General features: G+C 72.9%; 17 protein-coding genes and 1 pseudogene. 8 read left to right on the top strand and 10 right to left on the bottom strand.

Annotation, left to right across the window (positions count from 1 at the left end):
- Window positions 1-74: 74 nt before the first annotated feature.
- From IE294_RS10680 to IE294_RS10670, 3 genes are all read right to left on the bottom strand, one after another.
- A complete protein-coding gene (locus IE294_RS10680) occupies window positions 75-977 on the bottom strand; it encodes a DUF6424 family protein (RefSeq protein WP_189884623.1) in 903 nt (300 codons plus the stop codon).
- Window positions 978-1313: 336 nt separating this feature from the next.
- Window positions 1314-1718, bottom strand: a complete 405-nt coding sequence (locus IE294_RS10675) for a nuclear transport factor 2 family protein (RefSeq protein ID WP_189884621.1) — start codon at window positions 1716-1718, stop codon at window positions 1314-1316.
- Between the two features lie 92 nt (window positions 1719-1810).
- Window positions 1811-2287, bottom strand: coding sequence for an SRPBCC family protein (locus IE294_RS10670; protein ID WP_189820460.1), 477 nt, complete (start codon window positions 2285-2287; stop codon window positions 1811-1813).
- Window positions 2288-2598: 311 nt separating this feature from the next.
- On the opposite strand from IE294_RS10670, the gene htpG reads away from it, so the two are divergent.
- The 3 genes from htpG to IE294_RS10655 all read left to right on the top strand — a co-directional run bounded on the left by htpG (window position 2599) and on the right by IE294_RS10655 (window position 8358).
- Entirely contained in the window at window positions 2599-4509 is a 1911-nt protein-coding gene (gene htpG / locus IE294_RS10665) for a molecular chaperone HtpG (RefSeq protein ID WP_189884619.1), read from the top strand.
- Between the two features lie 228 nt (window positions 4510-4737).
- Entirely contained in the window at window positions 4738-5928 is a 1191-nt protein-coding gene (locus IE294_RS10660) for a S1 family peptidase (protein WP_189884617.1), read from the top strand.
- Window positions 5929-6063: 135 nt separating this feature from the next.
- Window positions 6064-8358: an AbfB domain-containing protein gene (locus IE294_RS10655; RefSeq protein WP_373315806.1), complete on the top strand. Its 2295-nt coding sequence runs from the start codon at window positions 6064-6066 to the stop codon at window positions 8356-8358.
- Between the two features lie 219 nt (window positions 8359-8577).
- On the opposite strand, the gene IE294_RS10650 is transcribed toward IE294_RS10655, so the two are convergent.
- Both IE294_RS10650 and IE294_RS10645 read right to left on the bottom strand, forming a co-directional pair.
- The gene (locus IE294_RS10650; protein WP_189884615.1) at window positions 8578-9417 is read right to left on the bottom strand and encodes a hypothetical protein; all 840 of its coding nucleotides are present in this window, start codon (window positions 9415-9417) and stop codon (window positions 8578-8580) included.
- 10 nt (window positions 9418-9427) lie between these two features.
- Window positions 9428-9814, bottom strand: coding sequence for a hypothetical protein (locus IE294_RS10645; RefSeq protein WP_189884613.1), 387 nt, complete (start codon window positions 9812-9814; stop codon window positions 9428-9430).
- Window positions 9815-10041: 227 nt separating this feature from the next.
- On the opposite strand from IE294_RS10645, the gene IE294_RS10640 reads away from it, so the two are divergent.
- Window positions 10042-14019 carry a CHAT domain-containing protein gene (locus IE294_RS10640; protein ID WP_189884611.1) on the top strand — a complete coding sequence of 1326 codons (3978 nt, stop codon included), beginning with the start codon at window positions 10042-10044 and terminating at the stop codon, window positions 14017-14019.
- Window positions 14020-14076: 57 nt separating this feature from the next.
- On the opposite strand, the gene IE294_RS10635 is transcribed toward IE294_RS10640, so the two are convergent.
- Window positions 14077-15225: an ROK family transcriptional regulator gene (locus IE294_RS10635; RefSeq protein ID WP_189884609.1), complete on the bottom strand. Its 1149-nt coding sequence runs from the start codon at window positions 15223-15225 to the stop codon at window positions 14077-14079.
- A gap of 90 nt (window positions 15226-15315) precedes the next feature.
- Between IE294_RS10635 and IE294_RS10630 the strand changes: the two genes are divergently transcribed.
- Window positions 15316-16611, top strand: coding sequence for a DUF1479 domain-containing protein (locus tag IE294_RS10630; protein ID WP_189884607.1), 1296 nt, complete (start codon window positions 15316-15318; stop codon window positions 16609-16611).
- 45 nt (window positions 16612-16656) lie between these two features.
- On the opposite strand, the gene IE294_RS10625 is transcribed toward IE294_RS10630, so the two are convergent.
- From IE294_RS10625 to IE294_RS10615, 3 genes are all read right to left on the bottom strand, one after another.
- A complete protein-coding gene (locus IE294_RS10625; RefSeq protein ID WP_189820456.1) occupies window positions 16657-17082 on the bottom strand; it encodes a pyridoxamine 5'-phosphate oxidase family protein in 426 nt (141 codons plus the stop codon).
- Window positions 17083-17195: 113 nt separating this feature from the next.
- Entirely contained in the window at window positions 17196-17411 is a 216-nt protein-coding gene (locus IE294_RS10620; RefSeq protein WP_189884605.1) for a hypothetical protein, read from the bottom strand.
- 400 nt (window positions 17412-17811) lie between these two features.
- Entirely contained in the window at window positions 17812-19329 is a 1518-nt protein-coding gene (locus IE294_RS10615) for an MFS transporter (RefSeq protein ID WP_189884603.1), read from the bottom strand.
- A 157-nt stretch (window positions 19330-19486) separates the two neighbouring features.
- Here IE294_RS10615 and IE294_RS10610 point away from each other — a divergent pair.
- Together IE294_RS10610 and IE294_RS10605 are read left to right on the top strand one after the other, a co-directional pair.
- Window positions 19487-19861: pseudogene (locus IE294_RS10610) on the top strand (aldo/keto reductase); the annotation flags it as partial.
- 39 nt (window positions 19862-19900) lie between these two features.
- Complete coding sequence (locus IE294_RS10605; protein ID WP_189884601.1) at window positions 19901-20206, top strand: SRPBCC family protein; 306 nt, start codon at window positions 19901-19903, stop codon at window positions 20204-20206.
- Here the strand turns inward: IE294_RS10605 and IE294_RS10600 are convergent.
- A complete protein-coding gene (locus tag IE294_RS10600; RefSeq protein ID WP_189884599.1) occupies window positions 20157-20825 on the bottom strand; it encodes a TetR/AcrR family transcriptional regulator in 669 nt (222 codons plus the stop codon). The genes IE294_RS10605 and IE294_RS10600 overlap by 50 nt on opposite strands.
- Before the next feature lie 158 nt (window positions 20826-20983).
- Between IE294_RS10600 and IE294_RS10595 the strand changes: the two genes are divergently transcribed.
- On the top strand, window positions 20984-21484 hold the full coding sequence (locus tag IE294_RS10595) for a MarR family winged helix-turn-helix transcriptional regulator (RefSeq protein ID WP_189884597.1): 501 nt from the start codon (window positions 20984-20986) through the stop codon (window positions 21482-21484).
- Window positions 21485-21520 lie beyond the last annotated feature (36 nt).

Below are 21520 nucleotides of genomic sequence, written 5' to 3'. Positions count from 1 at the left end.
CCAGCGGCACCTCCCGCGGGGCGGAGCGTCCCGAGCCCCTGCCGGCCGGACGCCGGACGTGGGCGTCACCTCGCTCAACGGGCCCGCAAGCCGCGGCCGTTCCCGTGCGCGTGTGCCCGGCGTGTCGCCGGCGGCCCCGACGCGGTGCGCTGCCCCGACTCGATCTGGTGGGCGAACGCCTGGAGCGCGGCGGAGCTGTTCGGCGGCAGGACCGCCATCAGCCCGCGGTCCTGCGCCTCGGCCAGCGCGTCCGCGGCCCGGCTGCCCTCGGGGGCGAGCACCAGACGCACATGCCCGTCACCGGACCCCCGCCGGTCCACCGGCGCCACGGCGCCGTGCGTCCCGTCGGGCAGGGTCACCCACAGCTGGAAGTCGTCGTACCGGAAGAAGTCCGCACCCTTCACGGGCCACGGGTAGTGGTGCTCACCGGGCACCTTGGGCAGGATTCCCTGGTGGTCGCCGCGGCTCATCGGCACACAGGCGTTGAAGAGCGAGTCGGTCCACGCCTCGACGCCGTCGGCGTCCGTGATCGGCGTGCGCAGCAGTTCCCCGGCTTCCTCGTAGCCCAGTTCCGCCAGGGCAGGCAGCGTCTCGGGGAACCCCGCCACCAGGGTGGCCGCGTCCTGGCGCAGCCGGTCGATCTTGGACGGCTCGGCACAGAACTGCATGCTCCACTCGATGCCCGCGCGGGCCCGGTACATCCGCCAGCCGCTCGTCGTCTTCACCCACAGGCTGCCCCCGTGGTGCATCTCCCAGTGCGCGGGCGCCACGGGCCGGGGTCCGTAGGGCAGGTCGGCGTCGTCGATCTCGTCCAGAATCTTGTGGGCCGTGCGTTTCGCGGCCTGGAAGAACGAGGACTCGAAGCGTTCCGGATGCTTGACCAGCCGGATCCTCCAGGGGTGGTTCTCCGATTCGATGCCGCCCGGCTGGATCGTGTCGGGTATCCGGGCTGCGGCGACGGTGTCGGCGCGGGTCATGACGACCTCCTCCTGCCGCCCACGGCCCGGAGCACGGACCGTGGTCCGAGTGTCCCCTGTGATTATCGTGCGTCGTGGGACGGGAGAGTGCGAGCCGAAGCGCGCCGCGCGATCACGCCGGTCGCGTCGGCCGGGGGCTCGGTCATCGGATCGTCCGTCGTCCTGCGGAGGAGTGCGCAGGCCCTGTCATCGGCGGGCGCGCTCGCGCTGCCGGACAGCGTGGCACGCGGTGGGACCCGGCGGCCACCGCCCACGGCCGGGGGCCTGCCGGACACGCTTCCACGCCACGGACACCGCAGGCGACGGCAAGCGCGCTGACGCCCCGGAGGCATCCGATCAGCCCTCCACGAGAGTCCGCCCCGGCATCGGCTCGGCGAGCGCGGCCCGCCACGCGGGCGTGCCGAAGGGACCGGCGAAGTACTGCGTCTCGTGCACGACCTGCCGGCCGGCGAACTCCATGAGGCTCACCGCGTACGAAGGCGCGCCGTCGTAGGTGATGACACATTCGCTCACCCATACCTGCGCGTGGCCGGTGATGCGCAGGAGGGTGAAGCGCCGGTCGGCCGGGTGCCCGCCGCGTTGTGCGGCGATCGTCTCGCGGCCCCGGAAACGCTCGCCCGACTGCGGGTAGTCCAGCACCGCGTCCGCGGCGTAGATCGCGTGCTCGGCCTCGATGTCTCCCCGGTCGGAAGCCCGCCAGTGCTCCTCGATCGAGGCCCTGATGCGGGACTCGGCATCCATGGCGCCGCCTCTTCCCTCAACGGCCCGGCGCGGCGGCAAACGGCCGCCGAGCCCGTGTGCCCGGCGGCGTATGCGTCACGGCCGCGTCCGGATCAGAGGGACGAGCCGCTGTCTCCGGGCCGGATCCGGCCGCGCCAGGCACCGGACTCCCCGCCCTGTTCCTCGATGAACTGCTTGAACCGCTTCATGTCTCCCTTGACGCGCCGGTCGATCGTGCCGATCAGATCAGCGGCCTTCTCCACGGCTCCGCTGGGCTCGACATCCATCACCAGCTCGACCTTGGTGTGCATGTCGTCCAGGCGCTCGAAGCGGACGGTGCCCTTCTGGCTGGTGTCGCCGCTGGTGGTGCGCCAGGTGATGCGCTCGTCGGGCAGCTGGTCGACGATCTCCGTGTCGAACTCGCGCCGTACCCCGCCGATCTTCGTGGTCCAGTGATTGTGCCGGTCGTCCAGCTGCCTGACCTCCTCGACGCCTTCCATGAAGTTCGGGAAGTCCTCGAACTGCGTCCACTGGTTGTAGGCGGTGTGCAGCGGGACGTCGACTTCCACCGCTTCCTTGACCGTGCTCATCTCCGTACCTCCGTTTGTCCTTGCTCGGCTGCCGACGGTCCCGGACGGTTGTCGGGACCTGGATTCGGCGAGTACCCGGGGGATCGCCGGTTATGAGCCCCGGCTTCGGCAACGGCACTGGTACGGCGGTGTCGTTCCCCAGCGTGAGAAACTGGCCACGCAGCGCGTCGGCGGTGGTGCGCGCCCGTGCGGAGGCGGACGCGAACGGTGCGGATCCGGTCACGGCCCGCTTTTCCGGCCACCGCGCTGACGTGGTGTTTTACAGTGGCTCCGCCAGTTCCGGCGACAGGACCTGTGAGGTATTCGCGAACATGCCGACCGAGACCTTCGAGTTCCAGGTAGAGGCCCGTCAGTTGTTGCAGCTGATGATCCACTCGGTCTACTCGAACAAGGACGTCTTCCTGCGGGAGCTCGTCTCCAACGCCTCGGACGCGTTGGACAAACTGCGCCTGGAGAAGCTCTGGGACGACTCGCTCGACGCCGACGTGTCCGACCCGCACATCGAGATCGACATCGACAAGGACGCCCGTACGCTCACCGTGCGGGACAACGGCATCGGGATGTCGTACGACGAGGTCGGGCAGCTCATCGGCACGATCGCCAACTCGGGCACCGCGAAGTTCCTGCGGGAGCTGCGCGAGGCCAAGGACGCGGCCGGGGAGGAAGGACTCATCGGCCAGTTCGGCGTCGGGTTCTACTCCGGCTTCATGGTGGCCGACGAGGTCACCCTGCTGACCCGGCGCGCCGGCGAGAGCCAGGGCACCCGCTGGTCGTCGCGCGGCGAGGGCACGTACACGCTGGAGCGGGTGGACGACGCGCCGCAGGGCACCTCGGTCACGCTCCACCTCAAGCCGGCCGACCCGGAGAACCAGCTCCACGACTACACCTCGCCCTGGAAGATCAGGGAGATCATCAAGCGGTACTCGGACTTCATCACCTGGCCCGTCCGGATGGTGCCCGAGCGCCCTGCCACGGCGGACGAGAGCGACGAGGCACCCGAGCCGGAGACGCTCAACTCCATGAAGGCGCTGTGGGCGCGGCCCCGCGACGAGGTGTCCGACGACGAGTACCACGAGCTGTACAAGCACATCGCCCACGACTGGCGCGACCCGCTGGAGACGATCCGGCTCCAGGCGGAGGGCACCTTCGAGTACCAGGCCCTGCTGTTCCTCCCCGAGCACGCCCCGCACGACCTGTTCACGCGGGACTTCAGGCGCGGCGTGCAGCTCTACGTCAAGCGCGTGTTCATCATGGACGACTGCGAGGCGCTGCTGCCGCCGTACCTCCGCTTCGTCAAGGGCGTGGTCGACGCGGCCGACCTCTCGCTCAACGTCTCCCGCGAGATCCTCCAGCAGGACCGGCACATCGAGATGATGCGGCGCCGGCTGACGAAGAAGGTCCTGTCCACGGTCAAGGAGATGATGGCCAAGGACAAGGAGCGGTACGCCACCTTCTGGCGGGAGTTCGGCACCGTCCTGAAGGAAGGGCTGGTCACCGACTCGGAGAACCGCGACGCCATCCTCGCCGTCGCGTCGTTCGCGAGCACCCACCACGACACCGAGCCGACCACGCTCAAGAGCTACGTGGAGCGGATGAAGGACGGCCAGGAGGACATCTACTACCTGACCGGCGAGTCGCGGCAGAGCATCGAGAACTCCCCGCACATGGAGGCGTTCCGGGACCGGGGCATCGAGGTGCTGCTGCTCACCGACCCCGTGGACGAGGTGTGGGCCGACGCCGTCGGCGAGTACGAGGGCAAGAAGCTGCGGTCCGTCGCCAAGGGGCAGATCGATCTCGACGCCAAGGACGAGGACACCGCCGACGACGAGCGGGAGAAGCAGACCGAGGAGTACGCCGGGCTGCTCGGCTGGATGAAGGAGCAACTCGACGAGGACATCAAGGAGGTGCGCCTGTCCTCCCGGCTCACCGTCTCCCCGGCCTGTGTCGTCTCCGACGCGCACGACCTGACGCCGGCCCTGGAGAACATGTACCGCGCCATGGGCCAGGAGGTGCCCCGCGCCAAGCGGATCCTGGAGCTCAACCCGGACCACCAGCTGGTGAAGGGCCTCAACCAGGCGTACAAGGAACGCGAGGACCGCTCGGAGCTGGCCGAGACCGCCGAGGTGCTGCACGGCCTGGCGGTGCTCGCCGAGGGCGGCCAGCCGAAGGAACCGGCCCGGTTCGTGAAGCTGATGGCGGACCGTCTGGAACGCGCCCTGTAACGCGGTTCCGCCGGAAACCGGCGGCCTGCGCCCGTGCCCGGGGCACCCGCCCGGGCACGGGCGCACGTCCAGGCACGCGCAGGCCGCCCTCTCTCGTTCCCCACCCACATCCCGCATTGGCATGGACCTGACGGCAGGGGGCGGCTAGGCTCTGCCCCGCCACGCATGAGAGCGCTCTCAGAACTCGGCTGTTCCACCCCACCCCTGGAACGACGAAGGGCAAGTCCCATGAGACGCACGAGACTTACGCATGCCGTACTGGCCGCGCTGCTGGTCCTCGGTGGATCGGGCGCGGCGGGCGCGGCCTCCGCAGCGGCGACCGGCGCCACCACCCCAGCCGGCGTCACCGCTTCTCCCGGCTCCGCCGCCGAACCCGCGTCCGAAGGAGTCCTGATCGCCATGCAGCGCGATCTCGGCCTCACCCGGAAGCAGGCCGAGGCGCGGATCGCGGCCGAGCGGGCCGCCGCCGCCCTCGATCCGAAGGTGCGCCGGGCGGCCGGGAACGCCTACGCGGGCTCCTGGTTCGACGCGGCGAAAGGGCGCCTGACGGTGGCCCTCACCCCGGATGTCCCGCCGGGTGCGCGCCGCGTCATCGAGGCGGCCGGCGCCGAGACCCGTACCGCCGCGCACACGGCCCGGGAACTGGACGCCGTCAAGGCGCGCCTCGACCGGCTCCCCGCCCCCTCGGGGGTCAGCGGCTGGCATGTCGATCCGACGGCCGGCACGGTCGTCGTCGACGTCGTGGGGAAGGACCGCTCCGACAACGATGTCCGGCGCTTCGTGTCCCGGGCCCGCGAGGCGGGTCCCGTCACCGTCCGGACCGTCTCCGCGGCCCCGCGCACCTTCGCCGCGGGCACCGTCGGCGGGGACCCCTACTACACGGGCAACGTCCGCTGCTCCATTGGGTTCTCGGTGTACGGCGGCTTCGTGACCGCCGGACACTGCGGCTCGCCCGGCGCCGGAGTCAGCGGCTGGGACGGCTCGTACATCGGCACGTTCCAGGGCTCCTCGTTCCCGGACAACGACTACGCCTGGGTGAGCGTGGGCAGCGGCTGGTGGACGGTTCCGGTGGTGCTGGGCTGGGGCACGGTGCCCGACCAGCTCGTGCGCGGCTCGGCCGTGGCGCCCGTCGGCTCCTCCGTCTGCCGGTCGGGATCGACGTCGCACTGGCACTGCGGGACGGTGCTCGCGATCAACGAGACCGTCAACTACAGCCAGGGCGCGGTGCACCAGCTGACGAAGACGAGTGTCTGCGCCGAACCCGGCGACTCCGGGGGCTCCTTCATCACCGGGGACCAGGCGCAGGGCGTCACCTCGGGCGGCTGGGGCAACTGCGCCGGCGGAGGCGAGACCTGGTTCCAGCCCGTCAACGAGATCCTCAGCCGGTACGGCCTGACCCTGCACACCTACACCGGCTGACCACGGCCCCGTCCGGAACGGACATGGAGCAGACATGGAGCAGACACCGTGCTGAGACTCCCACCCCGCAGGGGCCTCCGGCCGGTCCGGCCGGGACAGGCCTTACGGCACCTGCGGCACGTCCTGAGCGCCCTCGTGGTGACGACGCTGGCCGTCACCACCCTCCTCACCGCGGGGGCCTCCCCCTCACAAGCCGCTGTGCCCTGGACGTCCAAGCCGACGCCGATGCCCACACCCTGGACCGATCAGGTGCCGGTGGACCACCCCCTGCCGGAGTACCCCCGTCCCCAGCTCACCCGGCCCGACTGGGCCAACCTGAACGGCATCTGGGACTTCGCCGTCACCGCCCGCGACGCCGCGCGGCCGGCGACGTTCGGTGAGCGGATCCGCGTCCCGTTCGCGCCCGAGTCCGCGCTCTCCGGCATCCAGCGGAAGATCACCGGGAACGACAGGCTCTGGTACAAGCGCGCCTTCACCGTGCCCGCCGGCTGGGACGGCCGCCGCGTCCAGCTCAACTTCGGTGCCTCCGACTGGGAGACGACCGTCTGGATCAACGGCCGGCAGGCGGGCGCCGTGCACCGCGGCGGCTACGACGCGTTCTCGTACGACATCACACCCCTGCTGAGGAGGGGCGGGGGCAACACGATCGTCGTGTCCGTGTACGACCCGACGGAGACCGGCGGCCAGGCCATCGGCAAGCAGCGCGTCCAGGACGTCACCCCGCACGCCGGGCGGAGCATCGTCTACACCGCCTCGTCCGGCATCTGGCAGACCGTCTGGCTGGAGCCGACCGCGGCGGCACACATCACCCGCCTGGACCTGGTCCCGCACCTGGAGGACAGCACCCTGCGCGTGACCGTGCGCGCCGCCGGGGCCACCGGCACCGGGGTCGAGGTCACCGTCTCCGGCGGCGGTACGCCGGTCGCGAGCGCCACGGGCACGGTGGGCACCGAGTTCTCCGTGCCCGTGCCGAACGCCCGCTTGTGGTCGCCGGACGACCCGTTCCTGTACGACGTCACCGCCCGGCTGACCGGCAGCCCGGGCGGTGACGAGGTCGGCGGTTACGCGGGCATGCGCTCGATCGCGGTGAAGGACGTGAACGGCGTCCGCCGACCGGTGCTGAACGGGAGCTTCGTCTTCCAGACCGGCACCCTGGACCAGGGCTACTGGCCGGACGGCATCTACACCGCCCCCACCGACGCGGCGCTCAGGTACGACCTGGAGAAGCACAAGGACCTCGGGTTCAACATGGTCCGCAAGCACATCAAGGTGGAACCGCAACGCTGGTTCTACTGGGCGGACCGGCTCGGGCTGCTGGTGTGGCAGGACATGCCGTCCATGGACAGCGGCAAGGCACCGGACGGCGCGGCCCGCACCCAGTGGGAGAACGAGTACCGGGCCGTCATCGACCAGCACCGCAGCTCGCCCGCGCTCATCCAGTGGGTCGACCAGAACGAGGGCTGGGGCCAGTACGACCAGGCGCGCATCGCGGACATGGTCAAGGCGTACGACCCCTCGCGCCTCGTGGACAACATGAGCGGAGTCAACTGCTGCGGCGCCCAGGACGGCGGCAACGGCGACGTGGTCGACAACCACAACTACGTCGGGCCGGGCAACACGCCGACGGAACCGGTGCGGGCCTCGGTGCTGGGGGAGTTCGGCGGCCTCGGCCACCGGGTCGAGGGCCACGAGTGGTACCCGGGCGGCGGTTTCAGCTACGAGGACCAGCCGAGCCTGTCCGCGCTCGACGACCGGTTCGTGGGCCTGCTCGACGGCATCCGGGAGAACGCCATGCCCGCCGGCGGTCTCTCGGCGTCCGTCTACACCCAGATCACCGACGTCGAGAACGAGACCAACGGGCTGATGACCTACGACCGCCGGGTCGTCAAGGTCGACGAGTCCCGGGTCCGCGCGGCCAACCAGGCGCTCGTCGCCGCCTCCCGCACCCTCGGCCCGCCGGTGAAGCTGCCCCTGGAGCAGTACGTGTCGATCCGCGTCACCACACCCGGCCACACCGACCGCTACATCCGTCACTACAACGGCCTCGGCTCCACGGAGGTGGTCGATTCCGGCAGCAGCGACCTGCTGAAGCAGGACGCCACCTGGAAGGTGAAGCCGGGCCTGGCGAACAAGCTCTGCTACTCCTTCGAGTCCCGCAACTATCCCGGTGAGTACCTGCGCCACCGCGACTTCCGGATCCGTCGGGAGGCGGGCGACACCTCCGCCCTGTACAAGGCCGACGCCACCTGGTGCCCCGTCCAGGGCGAGGGCGGCATCCGGCTGTCGGCGGCCAACTTCCCCGGGCAGTACCTGCGGCACATCAACGCCGAACTGTGGCTGGCCCAGCCGGGCGGGACCCACACCTGGGACAACCCGAGCACCTTCACCGAGGACACCACCTGGTCCGTCGAGGCACCCTGGGCGCCCTGAGCGCCGTACCACCCAGGCACCGAGCGGGCGGTGTACTGCGAGCCGAGTACACCGCCTCGCTTCCCGTGCCGGACGCGAGCCGGCCCGGGCCCGCACGCCACGCTCGCCGGCATGACGGCGGGCGGACCACCGCCCGGCCCCGGAGACCCCCTGCCCGGCCCGGTCGTGACCACGGGCGGCTCGTGGCCGGACGCGTCACCCACGTCCCGGACGGCACACCTAGTCGCCTTTGTGCAGGATGTCGTTGATCAGCGCGCCCTCCGCGGCTGTGATGCGTCCTGTGGGCAGGGGTACGCCCAGCGAGTCGGCCAGCGCCCGGCCCTGGATGTCGACCAGGGATTCCACGAGGGTGGCGAATTCGTCCAAGGCGGCACGCGCCCGGTACAGGGCGACGGCGTAGGTCAGGCCGCCGATGACCGCGGCGGGCCACCACAGCAACCCGGCGAGTCCATAGCACTCGGCCCATCCGGCGAGCGTGACGGCGGCGGCGAACCGCTGCCGCGCGCTGTGCACCGGAGCCCGTGCGGTCTCGTCCGCCAGCAGCCAGACGCGGGGCCAGGCGAGCGTGGCACTGATCCAGTGCTGGGCGTACACCCGGGCCTCGATCAGCCGCATCCGGTCGCTCATCCAGGTCGGACGCTGGGGGAGGTAACCGGCGACGGGCACGATGCCGGACCGTTCCGCGGCCCGCTCAGCCCTCTGCCGGCGCGACGGCACGAACCGCCGGGCGGCCCGACGCAGCACGGGCAGGGCGATCAGCCGCCGGTGGCGCAGCCAACAGCGTTCCGTCAGCCATCCGCACCCCTGGGCCGCCAGCCCCGCCAGGCAGGCCGCTGCGATCACCAGGGCCCCGGCGACCAACACCCGGAGCGGCTCGTCGCGCCACTGCGGTGCCGCGTGCTCCACGCCGGCCGTCAGCCGGCCCGAGTCGAGAGCATGCGCGTGCCCCAACCGCAGCGCGCATCCGAGCACGGCGAGCAACAGGCAGCCCGGCAGCAGGAGGCCGGTGAACCAGCGATCCGCTATCCGCTTGCCGACCTCGGTCAGGAATCCCACCATCCGGGAAGCCTCAGCCCATGGCCTGCATCGGTGTTCCGAAGGCGGCGCAGGCCGGCGGATGACCCTGCTCATCGCGGCCGGCCCGGCGCGCGCAGGCGCCGGTGGGGCAGGCGTACGCACCGACTCCGGTACGGCGGATCTCCCGGCCCCCCGGCAAGGAGGCGAAGGCGGTACCGGTCTCGCCGGACCACGAGCGTGTGGTGCGGCCACCGGGTTCGTCGTCCTCCGGCAGCCACTTGCGGCAGGCGCGCACGGCCGAACCGCCGTCCCGGACCCGGGCGATGTCACGATCCAGCCGTGACGCGAGTCCGGCCCTCGCCGCCCTCGTCTGCAAGGAGGGCAGCCGGTCGCACCACAGGGCCAGGGCCTGGTCCTCCGTCAGCTCCTCGGCCGACATGCCGTCCCTCCCCCCGGGGACAGGACGGCCCCGCCCCGCCCCCACAGCCGCTTCTTCATGGTCAGCGTAGGCACGGGAGAGGTGCGACGGCGAGCGGATTCGGGGGATCGGACGTGTGGATCCCGTGCGACCTGAAACCACCGCGGCTCGTCCTGCGTTGTCGTGGGGTAGGACACCGACACGACGACGTCGCCGTCCGGAGAACCGAACACTGGGGGTGGTTCGGCTTGACGCACCATGACGACCGGGACGCCGTGCGGGCGCGGCTGCTGGCGCGCGTGCGCCGCTACCTGGACCACGCCGACGTGGCGTCGGTCCACACTGCCGAGGCGTACGACGAGGTGGTCCGGCTCGGGCGGCTGGTGATGGCGCGGGCCGAGGAGCAGAGCCTCGTATCCGATCTGCAACTCGTCGGCTGGCTGCTGCTGTGCCGCCTGGATGTGCTGTCCCCCGGCCAGCGGCTGCCCGACGTCAGCACCACCGCCCGCCTGCTGGCACCCGTCCACCGATCAGATCCGCGGAAACTGACCGCCGCCGCGCGCCTCCTGGTGGAGGCGTTCGGTATGGCTGCCCGCTACACCGTGCCCGAGACCCTGGCCGGGGAAGCGGACCGGCTGGTCGACCTCGCGGGCCGGTCGCGTCAGGGCGCGCCCGCGCAGCGGGCGGTCGAGCTGCTCCGGGAAGCGCTGGAGGCGGCCGGCCCCGACCACCCGGACTACACGACCTTGCTCGACCGTCTCGGCTGTGCGCTGCGTGTCCGGTACGACCTCGGCGGCACACGGGCCGACCTGGACGCGGCGGTGCGTGCGGGACGGGAGGCGGTGGCGCTCGGCCCGCGGGACCCGGCCGACCGGGCGCTGGTGCGTTTCAACCTCGGGCTCGCCCTGGCGCTCCGGTACGACGCCGAGCGAACGTGGCGGAACAGACAGGCCGCGCTGGACGTGGTGGACGACGCGGAAGCGGCGATCCCGCCGGACGGGCCGTCGCGGCAGGGCGCGCTGCACAGCGTGCGAGAGCTGCGGGCGTGGATCGAGCAGCGCCCGCCCCGCTCCGGTGAGCCCGTGCCACAGGCCCGGCCCGAGCCCGGACACGGCACACCCGCGGTGGAGCCACGGACGGCCCGCGAGCGCGGCTCGTGGTGGCGGGGCGGGCGCCGGAAGCCGTCCGTCGACGCCACGGGAGAACCGGCCGCGCCCCACGACGGTTCCCCCGGTGTGTCCGCCGGGTACCGGCGCGCCGCGCGGGCGGCCGAGGACCGGATGCGCGCCGTGCTCGCGGGCGACGGCAGCGCACTCGACGCGGCCATCGAGCAGTACCGTCGCGCGATCGGCGCCGCCGACGGCCAGGAGCGTGCCGCCGAGCAGCAGAACCTGGGCGCCGCCCTCGTCATGCGCTTCCGACGGGACGGTGACCGCGCCGATCTGGACGCGGCACTGGCTGCCACCCGACGTGCCGTGGCACTCGCCCCCGGCGAGCCCGACGGGCACGTCAACCTGCTGAACGGCAGCATGCTGCGGCATTCCCTGACCGGTGACTCCGCCGATCTGCACACGGCGGTGGAGGCCGGACGGCGGGCGCTCGCACTCCTGCCGCCGGACGCTCCGGACCGGTCGGACTGCGCATGGCAGCTGAGCACCGCGCTCACCGAGCGGTTGAGGAGCGCGGGGAATCCCGACGACGCCGCGGAGGCCGCGCGGTTGCTGGAACGCCTCCCGCCCGCATCCGGCACGGACCCCGGGGTGCCGGCGTCCGACGGCTACGACTGCGCCGGGCGGATACAGAGCCTCGGGGAGGCCCTCCACGGCCACTTCCTCAGGACGGGGGACCGGGTCCACCTCGACCGGGCGGTGGATGTCATGCGGCTCGGCATGCACACCGCGGACGACTCGGACCGCCCGCTGCTGAAGAGCCAGTTGGCCCGGATCCTCAAGGTGCGCCACAGGCACACCGGCGACCACACCGACCTCGACGACGCCATCTCCCTGGCGCGCGAATCCGTCGCGGGCGGCCCCGGCACACCGCTGCCCGGTTCCCGGCTCGCGCTCCTCGCCGAGTTGCTGACGGCGCGTCACCAGCAGACGGGCGAACTCGCCGACATCGACGAGGCGGTGGCCGTGGCACGCCAGGCCCTCGACGCGATGGGCCCCGGCGACGACGGCAACGGCCCGGGGGTCCTGGAGAAGCTCGCCTCGGCGCTGAGCAGCCGCTTCGACCAGCAGGGGACTCGTACGGACCTCGACGACGCCCTCGTCGCGCTCTCTCGAGCGGCCGAACTCCTGCCCGCCGACGCGCCCGCGCACCAGCGCACCAGCCTGCTCCACCGCCACGCCGACCTGCTGCGCAAGAGGTTCGTCGCGGCCGGTGAGCTCTCCGACATCGACGATGCTGTCGCCGTCGGACGCAGCGTGGTGGCCGACGGCGACAGTCGGGACATGCTGCACGGCGAGCGGCTGGTCAGCCTCGCGCTCTCGCTCGACGAGCGGTTCCGTGCCACCGGCAGCCCGGAGGACCTGGACGAGGCGATCGCCGCGGCGCGTTCGGCCGCGACGTCCCAGGCGACCTCCCATCGGATGCGCCTGGTCGCCACGCAGCAATGGGGGGATCTGCTCACGAGGAGGGGGGACTGGGCCGCCGCCGCCGACGCCCTGCGCCGAGCGGTGGAACTGCTCCCGGTCGTGGCTTCCTCGGGCATCGAGCGCACCGCTCAGGAACAGGTCCTCTCGGGACTGCACGGCGTGGCATCCGATGCCGCCGCGTGCGCCGTCTCCGCGGGCCGGCCGGAGCAGGCGGTACAGATGCTGGAACAGGGCCGTTCGGTGCTGTGGAGCCAGGCATCGGCTTTCCGGTCCGACCTGAATGTCCTGCGCCGGGCGCACCCGGGCCTGGCGGCCCGGCTCGGCGCGTTGCAGGAGGAACTGGGCCGGCCGCACCCCGCGACCGGCCGGCCGCGGGTTCCCGAGCCCGGGCACGGGCGGACCGCGCTCGGGCTCGCGGGGGTCGTCGAGTCCTGGGACCGCACGGTCGACGAGGTCCGCCGCCTTCCGGGGTTCGCCGACTTCCTGCGGCCCACCGGGTTCGAGGAACTCTCCCGCGGCGCGGCCCACGGCCCCGTGATCATGGTCAATGTCAGCCGGTACCGCTGCGACGCCCTGGTGGTCCGGCCCGGGACGGTCACCGTGGTCCCGCTCCCGGACATGACCGCTCTCCAGGCCGTCGAGCGCACCGGACCCTACCTCGAAGCGATCACCACGCTCGCGGACGGCCGCTCCGACAGCACGAACTCCGGCCCGGGAGTCGCCCGCCAGACCGTCCTCGGCACCCTGGAATGGCTGTGGGACACCGTGGCGGCGCCCGTCCTGGACGCGCTCGGACGGACCGCGGCGCTTTCCGGGCCACCTGAGAACTGGCCGCGCCTGTGGTGGTGCGCCACCAGCGTTCTGGCCACCCTGCCGCTCCACGCGGCCGGATACCACGACCCGGACGACGTCGAGCCGGGCCACGCCCCGAGAACGGTCATGGACCGGGCGGTGTCCTCCTACACGGCGACGCTCCGCGCGCTCCTGCGCGCGCATGACCGCCGGGCCCCCCGCCCGACGGACGGAAGACTGCTGATCGTCGCGCAGCCGGGCCCCCTGCCGTACGCCCCCGGCAAGCCGCTCCTGCCCGGGGCCCGGCAGGAGGCGGCTCTCCTGCGGAACAGATTCCCCGCCCGGGTCACCGAACTCACCGACGCCGGGGCGACGCACGCCTCCGTGCTGGAGGCGCTTCCCGGCCATCCCTACGTCCACTTCGCCTGCCACGGCACCAACGACCCCTTCCAGCCGGGCCGGAGCTCCCTCTTCCTGCACGACCGCAGCCTGCGGGTGACCGACATCGCCCGACTCGACCTCCAGCACGCCGAGTTGGCCTACCTGTCCGCCTGCGAGAGCGGGCACGGGGGCTTCACCCTGTCCGATGAGGCCATTCATCTCGCGGGCGGCTTCCAGTTCGCCGGATACCGCCATGTCATCGCCTCGATGTGGTCCGTCGAGGACGCCCGTGCGAAGGAGATCGCCGACCAGGTGTACTCCACCCTCACCGACCGTGGCTGGCCGCCTGACGCCTCGCGGGCAGCAGCGGCCCTCCACCAGGCGGTACGGGCCCAGCGTGACGCGGATCCGTACGACCCCGGGCGCTGGGTCTTCGTCACCCACACCGGCCCGTGACCGTGCCAGGCCCTGGGGTGCTCGTCGCGTTCTCCGGGCCGGCCGGCCGCACTCGCGTCACGTGTCCTGGTCCGGTGCGGGGCGTGCCGTCCGGACGACGAGCGAGCGGAGTTCCTCCACGGCGCGGACGCGGGCCGCGGACAGTTCGGGCGAGGACAGCGTGGCCGCGGTGACGGGGACGGGGCGGGGTGTGCGCTGGAAGTGCTTCTCGACGGCCGCGATCATGGCCGGATCCGGCCCCCAGGCACCGCCGATGACGATCATCCGCGGATCGGCGAGGGAGACGGCCGCGGACAGCACGCCGCAGACGGCCCGGGCGAGCGCGGCGCGGATCCGCTCGGCCCGTTCGCCGTGCCCGGCGAGCAGTTCCCGGAGGGCCGGGACGTCGATGGCGGTGGAGGAGGGCCGGCGCAGGCCGAGGGCGGCGAACACCTCGGTGAAGGCCATGGCCTCGCCGTGCGGGCCGTAGGTGCACAGGTGCGCGATCTCCCCGACGAGGCCCCGGTGCCCGCGGCGGACCGCGCCGTCGTTCACCACGGCGCAGCCGAGTCCTTCGCCGAGGTGCAGGTAGACGAAGTCGTCGACGCCCTGGGCGCGGCCCGCCCGGTGTTCGGCGCGGGCGGCCCAGTTGACGTCGTTGTCCACCAGCACGGGGCCCGTCACGCGCCCCGCGAGGACGCTGGGCGGGTCCAGGTCGCCGACGAGGAAGGGGGCGTCGGGCAGATGCACCAGCCGGCCCGTCCCGCGGTCCACCGGGTCGGCGGCGCTGATCACCGCGAGGCGCAGCGGGCCGGTGCTCCGCTCGGCCAGCTGTCCGGCGGCCCCGGCGAGGGCCCCGGCCGCCGTCTGAGGTCCCGCGTTCGCCTCCAGCGCGGTGCGGACCTGTCCGTGCACGTGGCCGAGGGCGTCGACGGCCTCGGCCGTCACACCGTGCGGGGTGATGCTCGCCACCAGCGCGGCACCGAGCCGCGGGGCGAGGGCGTAGTAGGAGCCGACCCGCCCGCGTCCGGTGGTGCGTTCGCCGGTGTCGACGACCAGGCCGGCCCCGGTCAGGCGCTGGACGCTGTCGGAGATCGTCGGCTTGGAGATCCCGGTGTGCGCGGAGATCTCCGCCCTGGTCAGACGCGGGTGGTCCATGAGCGCGCGCAGCACGTTCTCGTCGGTCAGCGCGCGCAGCATCTCCAGTGACGGCTTCGGCTGAGGCATGCGGCCCATTCTAGTAAGGACTCTTGCCTAAATAAGTCCGACGTGCCTACCGTCGTTCTAGTAAGGAGTCCTGACCAAAGGAGCCGGGCCATGACACGCGCCGCCGGACCCCAGCACCCCGCCGCCCTGCCGCACTGGGAGGAGACCCCGGCCGACCTCTCGGCCGCCATCCGCGAGATCAAGCCCGCCCTGCGCGCCCGCATCGAAGCCTCCGGCCGCAGCGTCCAGGAGGTGTTCGCGGCCGTCGAGCAGCGCATCGAGGCCCGTGTCGCCGAGATCGAGGCCGACCGCGCGGGCGGCGAGGAGGTGTGGCCCGTCCTGGACTACGACGCGATCGCCGACGGAGCGGTGACACCGGCGCAGAGGGCCAAGCTCAGCAAGCGCGGGTGTCTCGTCGTACGCGCCCACTTCCCGCGCGAGCAGGCGCTGGCCTGGGACGCCGACATCGTCGACTACGTCGAGCGCAACGAGTTCTTCGAGAACTACACCGGCCCCGGCGACGACTTCTTCGGCAGCGTCGGCTCCAAGCCGGAGATCTACCCCGTCTACTGGTCCCAGGCCCAGATGCGGGCCCGCCAGTCCGGGCGCATGGCCACCGTCCAGTCCTTCCTGAACTCGTTCTGGAAGCACACCGCCGACGACGGCACGCGGTGGTTCGACCCGGACCGCGACGCGCTCTACCCCGACCGCATCCGCCGCCGCCCGCCGGGCACCGACTCCGCGGGCCTCGGCACCCACTGCGACCCGGGCACGCTCGACCTGTGGATGACGCGCGAGTACCAGCAGGCCTTCCGCCACCTCTTCGACGGCACCGCCGAGCGGTACGACCCCTGGGACGCGGCCCACCGCACCACCGGTCCCCAGTACCCCGGCTCCACCATGTGCTCCGCCTTCCGCACCTTCCAGGGCTGGACCGCGCTGTCCGACATGGACGCCGACCAGGGCGTGCTGCACACGGTGCCGATCCCGGAGGTCATGGCCTACCTGCTGCTGCGCCCCCTGCTGCCGGACGTCCCCGAGGACTCCCTGTGCGGCGTGCGCACAGGCCAGGTCTTCCCCGTCACCAGGCGCTGGCACCCGATGCTCTACCGGGCGCTGACCCCGATCCCCGACGTCCGGGCCGGCGACTCCGTCTGGTGGCACTGCGACATGGTCCACGGCGTCGCCCCGGTGGAGAACCAGAAGGGCTGGGGCAACGTCATGTACATCCCCGCCGCCCCCTGGTGCCCCCGCAACGAGAGGTACGCGGCCTTGGTCCGGGAGGCGTTCGTCACCGGCTCCAGCCCGAGCGACTTCCCCGAGGAGCACTACGAACGCGCCTGGACCGGCCGGTTCACCCTCGACCAGCTGAACGACACCGGCCGCCGGGGCCTGGGCCTGGACTGACCGAGGGCACCGGGCGGGCGGGGCCCCGGCCCGGCGCCCGTGCCGTCAGACGGCTCCCAGGTCGGCGCAGACCCAGTGCTCGGGCCGCATGTAGACGAGGAAGTGCTCGCCGAGCCGGGCCCGGTCGTACTCCACGAACCCGGCGACCTTCTCCCGCGGCAGATAGCGGGCCGCCATCTCCCAGGAGTGCTCGTGACTGTCAGGGGCCGTCCGGGTGACCGGCCCCTCGACCGACACGTAGCGCACCGTGGGCTCCGTGCGCTGCACCATCAGGCTGAAACGCCCCGCGGTGCGGATCGCCCGCGCCTTGCGGGAATCGACCCCGGTGCGCACCCACAGCTCGCCACCCGGCGTGTACTGGTACCAGATGGGAACCGTCAGCGGGGCGCGGTCCGGCCGTTCCACGACCGACAGCGCGCCGATGTGAGGCTCCGCGAGAAACCGCTCTCGTTCTTCGATGGAGAGTGTCACGTGGCCGACCCTAACGCCGAGGGCGCGAGGCCCGCCGTAAGGGATTCCGCCGAATTCCGCGAGGCTGACCGCACACGGGGCACGGGGTGCCGGGCGTGCCGGCAACCGGCGTTCTAGTCGGCGTCGCGCTCCAGGACGCGGCGGGCCGCCTCGGCCTCCGCCGCGGGCGGGGACAGCTCGTCGAGCGTGTCCAGCTCGTCGTCCGCTTCCAGTTCCCGTTCCCAGGCCGCCGCGAGGCGTTCCTGCTCCTCGCGCGACCGCGCGCCGACGGCCTCCCGGTGGTGGGGGTCCAGCGCCGCCAGGAATCGTTCGACCGGGTCCGTCGGCATGCGGGTGCTCCTTGTCGCCACTGGGTGCCGCTCCGGCCCAGCATGGCCAACCCCGGCCGCGCCCGCCGCCCGACACGGCCCGGCACCACTCCGATGGCCCTGCGGGCGCCGGGGCCGCGCCGCGGGGCCATCGCCGGCCGGGCGCCCGGGGGTGCCACCGTCGCCCCCGGGCGCTCGCGCGGCCCGGACACCGCGGTGGGCGGGGCACCCGCGCCGGTGCATGGCGGTCCCATGTCCCGGCGGGGTCGTCACGGCAGGCCGGACCACCCCCGGCCGTGCGGTCAGCCTTTGCCTTCCGGATGCAAGGCACCCAGGGTCGTGGCCGGTTCCCGCCGGTGGTCGGCGAGGCCGTCCGCAGGTCCTTCCCCGGCCCGGCCGGCCGTGCGCGGGCGCGGGCCGGTCAGGTCTGCCGGGCGTGCACCGGGTCGTGCGCGACCTCGTCCGGACACTTCCGGTGCGGTTGGCTCAGCCGCCGGTCGCGCTGCCAGTCGAACATCGCGAGCGCCAGGGACGCCACCATCCCGACGAGGGCGGCGCACAGCGCGGTCACGAGGGCGCCCCGGTAGTCGTGGCTCCGGCCGAGCACCAGGTAGAAGAGGCCCGGCAGGGCGGCGGTCCCCAGCGTGGCGCCCAGCCGCTGCCCGGTCTGGAGGGCGCCGCCCGCCGCGCCCGCCATCCGCACGGGCACGTCCCGCAAGGTCATCGTGATGTTGGGGGAGACCACGAAGCCACCGCCGACGCCACCGAGGAACAGCACCGGCGCGGCGACCCAGGGAGCGAGGTGCAGGGGCACGAAGCGGAGCAGCAGCGCGGTGCCGCCCAGACCGACGATCACGCCCGTCAGGCCGCACACGGTGAGCAGGCGGCCGAACCTGTCCACCAGCCGCCCGGACACCACGGCCGCGCTCGCCGAGCCGAGGGCGAACGGAGTCACGGCGAGGCCGGACCGGAGCGGGGAGAAGCCGAGGCCGTGCTGGTAGAAGAGCGCGAACACCAGCCAGACCCCGCTGAAGCCGATGAAGTACAGCGTTCCTATGCCGGCGCCGACGGCGTAGCCGCGCACGGTGCTGAACAGACGCGGGTCGAGCAGCGGCTGGGCGTGCCGGGCGACCAGGCGGCGCTGCCACTGGGCGAAGACGACGAGCACCGCCGCACCGACGGGGAACAGCCACCACAGCCGGTCGAGACCGCCGGACTCCGCCTGGACCAGCGGGTACATGAGCGCGAGGACGCCCAGGCCGAGGAGCAGGACGCCGGGCACGTCCACCCGGCCCCGCCCGGAGCGCCGGGTGCGGGGCAGCAGGCGGCGGCCGAGGAGGATGGCGAGGATGCCGATGGGGACGTTGACGTAGAAGATCCACCGCCAGCCCTGGGCCCCGGAGGCGAGGGCGAGGATGACACCGCCGGTGAGGGGGCCCGCGGCGGAGGAGACGCCGACGGTGGCACCGAAGAAGCCGAAGGCCCGGCCGCGTTCGGCGCCGCGGAACAGCTGCTGGATGAGCGCGGAGTTCTGCGGGGCCATGAAGCCGGCCGCCAGCCCCTGGGCGAGGCGGGCCGCCACCAGCAGCATGATGCCGGGGGCCGCTCCGCAGACCGCGCTGAAGACCACGAAACCGCCGAGGGCCAGCAGGAAGATGCGGCGCCGGTCCAGCGCGTCGCCGAGACGCCCGGCGGTGACGAGGGCGAGGGCGAAGGTCAGGGCGTATCCGGAGACCACCCACTGCACCTGTGCGGGGGAGGCACCCAGGTCCCGCTGGATGGTGGGCAGGGCGACCGCCACGATCGTCACGTCGAGCAGGCTCATGAAGCCCGCCACCAAGGTGACCCACAGCGCGCGCCACCGGCGCGGATCAGGCTCGTAGCCGGCCTCCTGGGCACCCGGTTCCCGACCGCCCGCCACCGATGTCGACGCTGTCACCCGGGACTCCTCTCACCAGGGCCGCACCCGGTCGAACCAAGTTCCCGCGCCGGGCACGGGCACACCTGCCCCCCACCCCGCCACGCGACCCGCCCGCTCGCTCACGCCGTCCCGGCCCCGCTCGGCACCAGTTCGCGGAACGACGGCACGACCGGGCCATGAGCGTGCCCTCCAGCGGTGCTGCCCGCCGCGGCCGAGCGGAACGTCGACATCGTCGTAGGCGGTCCCTACAGCTCGGGCGTCCTCGCGGGCGGGCGGTACGCACTTCGAGCACCAGCAGGCCCCCGCCGAGATCGTCGCCGAGGTCGAGCGGATCAAGGCGCTCGCCGCGCGGCTCGGCGTCGGCATCAAGGCCGCCGCGCTGCACTTCTCCCTCGCCCGTCCGGCGACCGCCGCGGCCATCCCCGGCGCCACCCGCTCCAGCCGCGTCGCCGAGGACGTCGCCGCGCTCGCCGAGACGGTCCCGGCCGCGTCCCGGACCGCGCTCCGCGAGGAGCGCCTGATCGTCGGGAACGCGCCGCTGCCCGCCTGACCACTTCCCGAACCAGATCTCGATCCCCAGGAGAAACCCATGGCCGCCGCCACCGTGTCCCTCGACGTCCCCGTGCCCGCCGACCGGGTGTGGCAGCTCATGGGCGGGTTCGACTCACTCCATCGTCCGGGCCCCTTCCCGGTCGCCGGCTACCGGTCCACCCTCACCGTGCGCGAGGCGCCCGGCGGCCACGGCACCCGCGTCGAGTGGTCCGGCACCTTCATCCCCGTCGAAGTGACGGACCAGGAGGCCGTCGGCCTCTTCCACGGCATCTACGCCGACGGACTGGCCGCCCTCAGCCGGCCGCCGGGGACTCCGCACCGAGCCCGGAGAGGTAGGCGGTGAGGACGCGGGTGAGACGGGGTTCCACCTCGACGACGGCGTGGCTCAGCCGGGGATCGCTCGCGTACAGCTCCCGCAGGCGCGGCCCCGGGCTGGCCATCTGCCACAGTGCTCCGGCCATGCCGGTCGCCGTGGCGACCGTGTCGACGGCCTGGGGCTCGGTCAGTCCGAGCAGCCGGTGCAGTTCGCCGCCGATCCGTTCGACCTCCCCGAGCGTCACCAGCTTGAAGGACCGCACCGACTCGATCGACACGTTCCGTTCCAGGTTCAGGGGCGCCTGGGCGAGCAGGTCGCAGAACATGGGGCGCGCCGCGAGCGTGCCGGCGATCACCTCGGCGACCTCGGCGGGCATGGCGTGCGACCGGCCCGCGAGGTCGCCGCACAGGTCGGCGGCCCACTGCCGCCAGCCCTCCGCGGTCAGTTCGAGGAAGATCTGCTCCCTCGTCTCGAAGTAGCGCAGCAACGCCGACTTGTGCATGCCCACGGCCGCCGCGATGTCGGTGAGGGTGACGTCCCTCACCCCGTGCCGGCCACCGAGCGCGCGGGCCGCGTCCAGGATCGCCTGTTCCCGGGCCTGTTTGGCCTCGGCGCTGCGCGCACGCCGAAAGGCAAGCTCACTCATGGAGGACATCATAGGAAGCAGTAGCGGAACGCCGTTGCGTTACCAGGGGAACGGTGTCGCAGCAGCGAGAGTGGACCGGTTGCGGCCGGCTTCACCGGGTACCCACGCGAGGTGAGGAGGCATGGGCACAGCCCGGACACGAGGAAGGCGAGCCGCTCGTGACGAGGCTCGGCGGCATTGAGGACGACGGGGCGGGGGCGGGCGACGGCGTGGTGGCCGCCGCGCTGGGGATGGACGACGCCGTGGAGCTTCTGGTGGCCCTGTGGTCGTCGGCGGCCCAGGACGTGGACTTACGTCTGTCGCCCCATCAGCTGCGCGCGCTCCGGGCGCTGGAGGCGGCGCCGGATCTGAACCTCACCGCCCTGGCGGAGCGGCTGGGCATCGGGCTGCCCACGGCCAGTCGGCTGTGCGACCGGCTGGAGGCGGCCGGCCTGCTGGAGCGTTCGCCGCGTTCGCATGACCGCCGTGAGGTGCGCCTGGAGCTCACGGCGCACGCGCGGCGCGTCCTCGCGGACGTGGCGCGACGCCGGACGCGGGCCCTGGCTACGGCCCTGCGGCACATGGCGCCGGACGACCGGGCGGCGCTGAGGCAGGGTCTGCGGGCCCTGCGGGCGGTGCTGGACGGGGGAGCGCCGGTGCGGGGCGCCGAGGCGGAGTGACCGGCCGGGGCGGTGCCGGCGGGGCCGTCGCTCGCG

It is taken from the genome of Streptomyces canarius (assembly GCF_014650735.1).
GTDB lineage: Bacteria > Actinomycetota > Actinomycetes > Streptomycetales > Streptomycetaceae > Streptomyces > Streptomyces olivaceoviridis.
The sequence above is the reverse complement of the archived record's forward strand: the minus strand, read 5'-3'. Positions and strand labels throughout refer to the sequence as shown.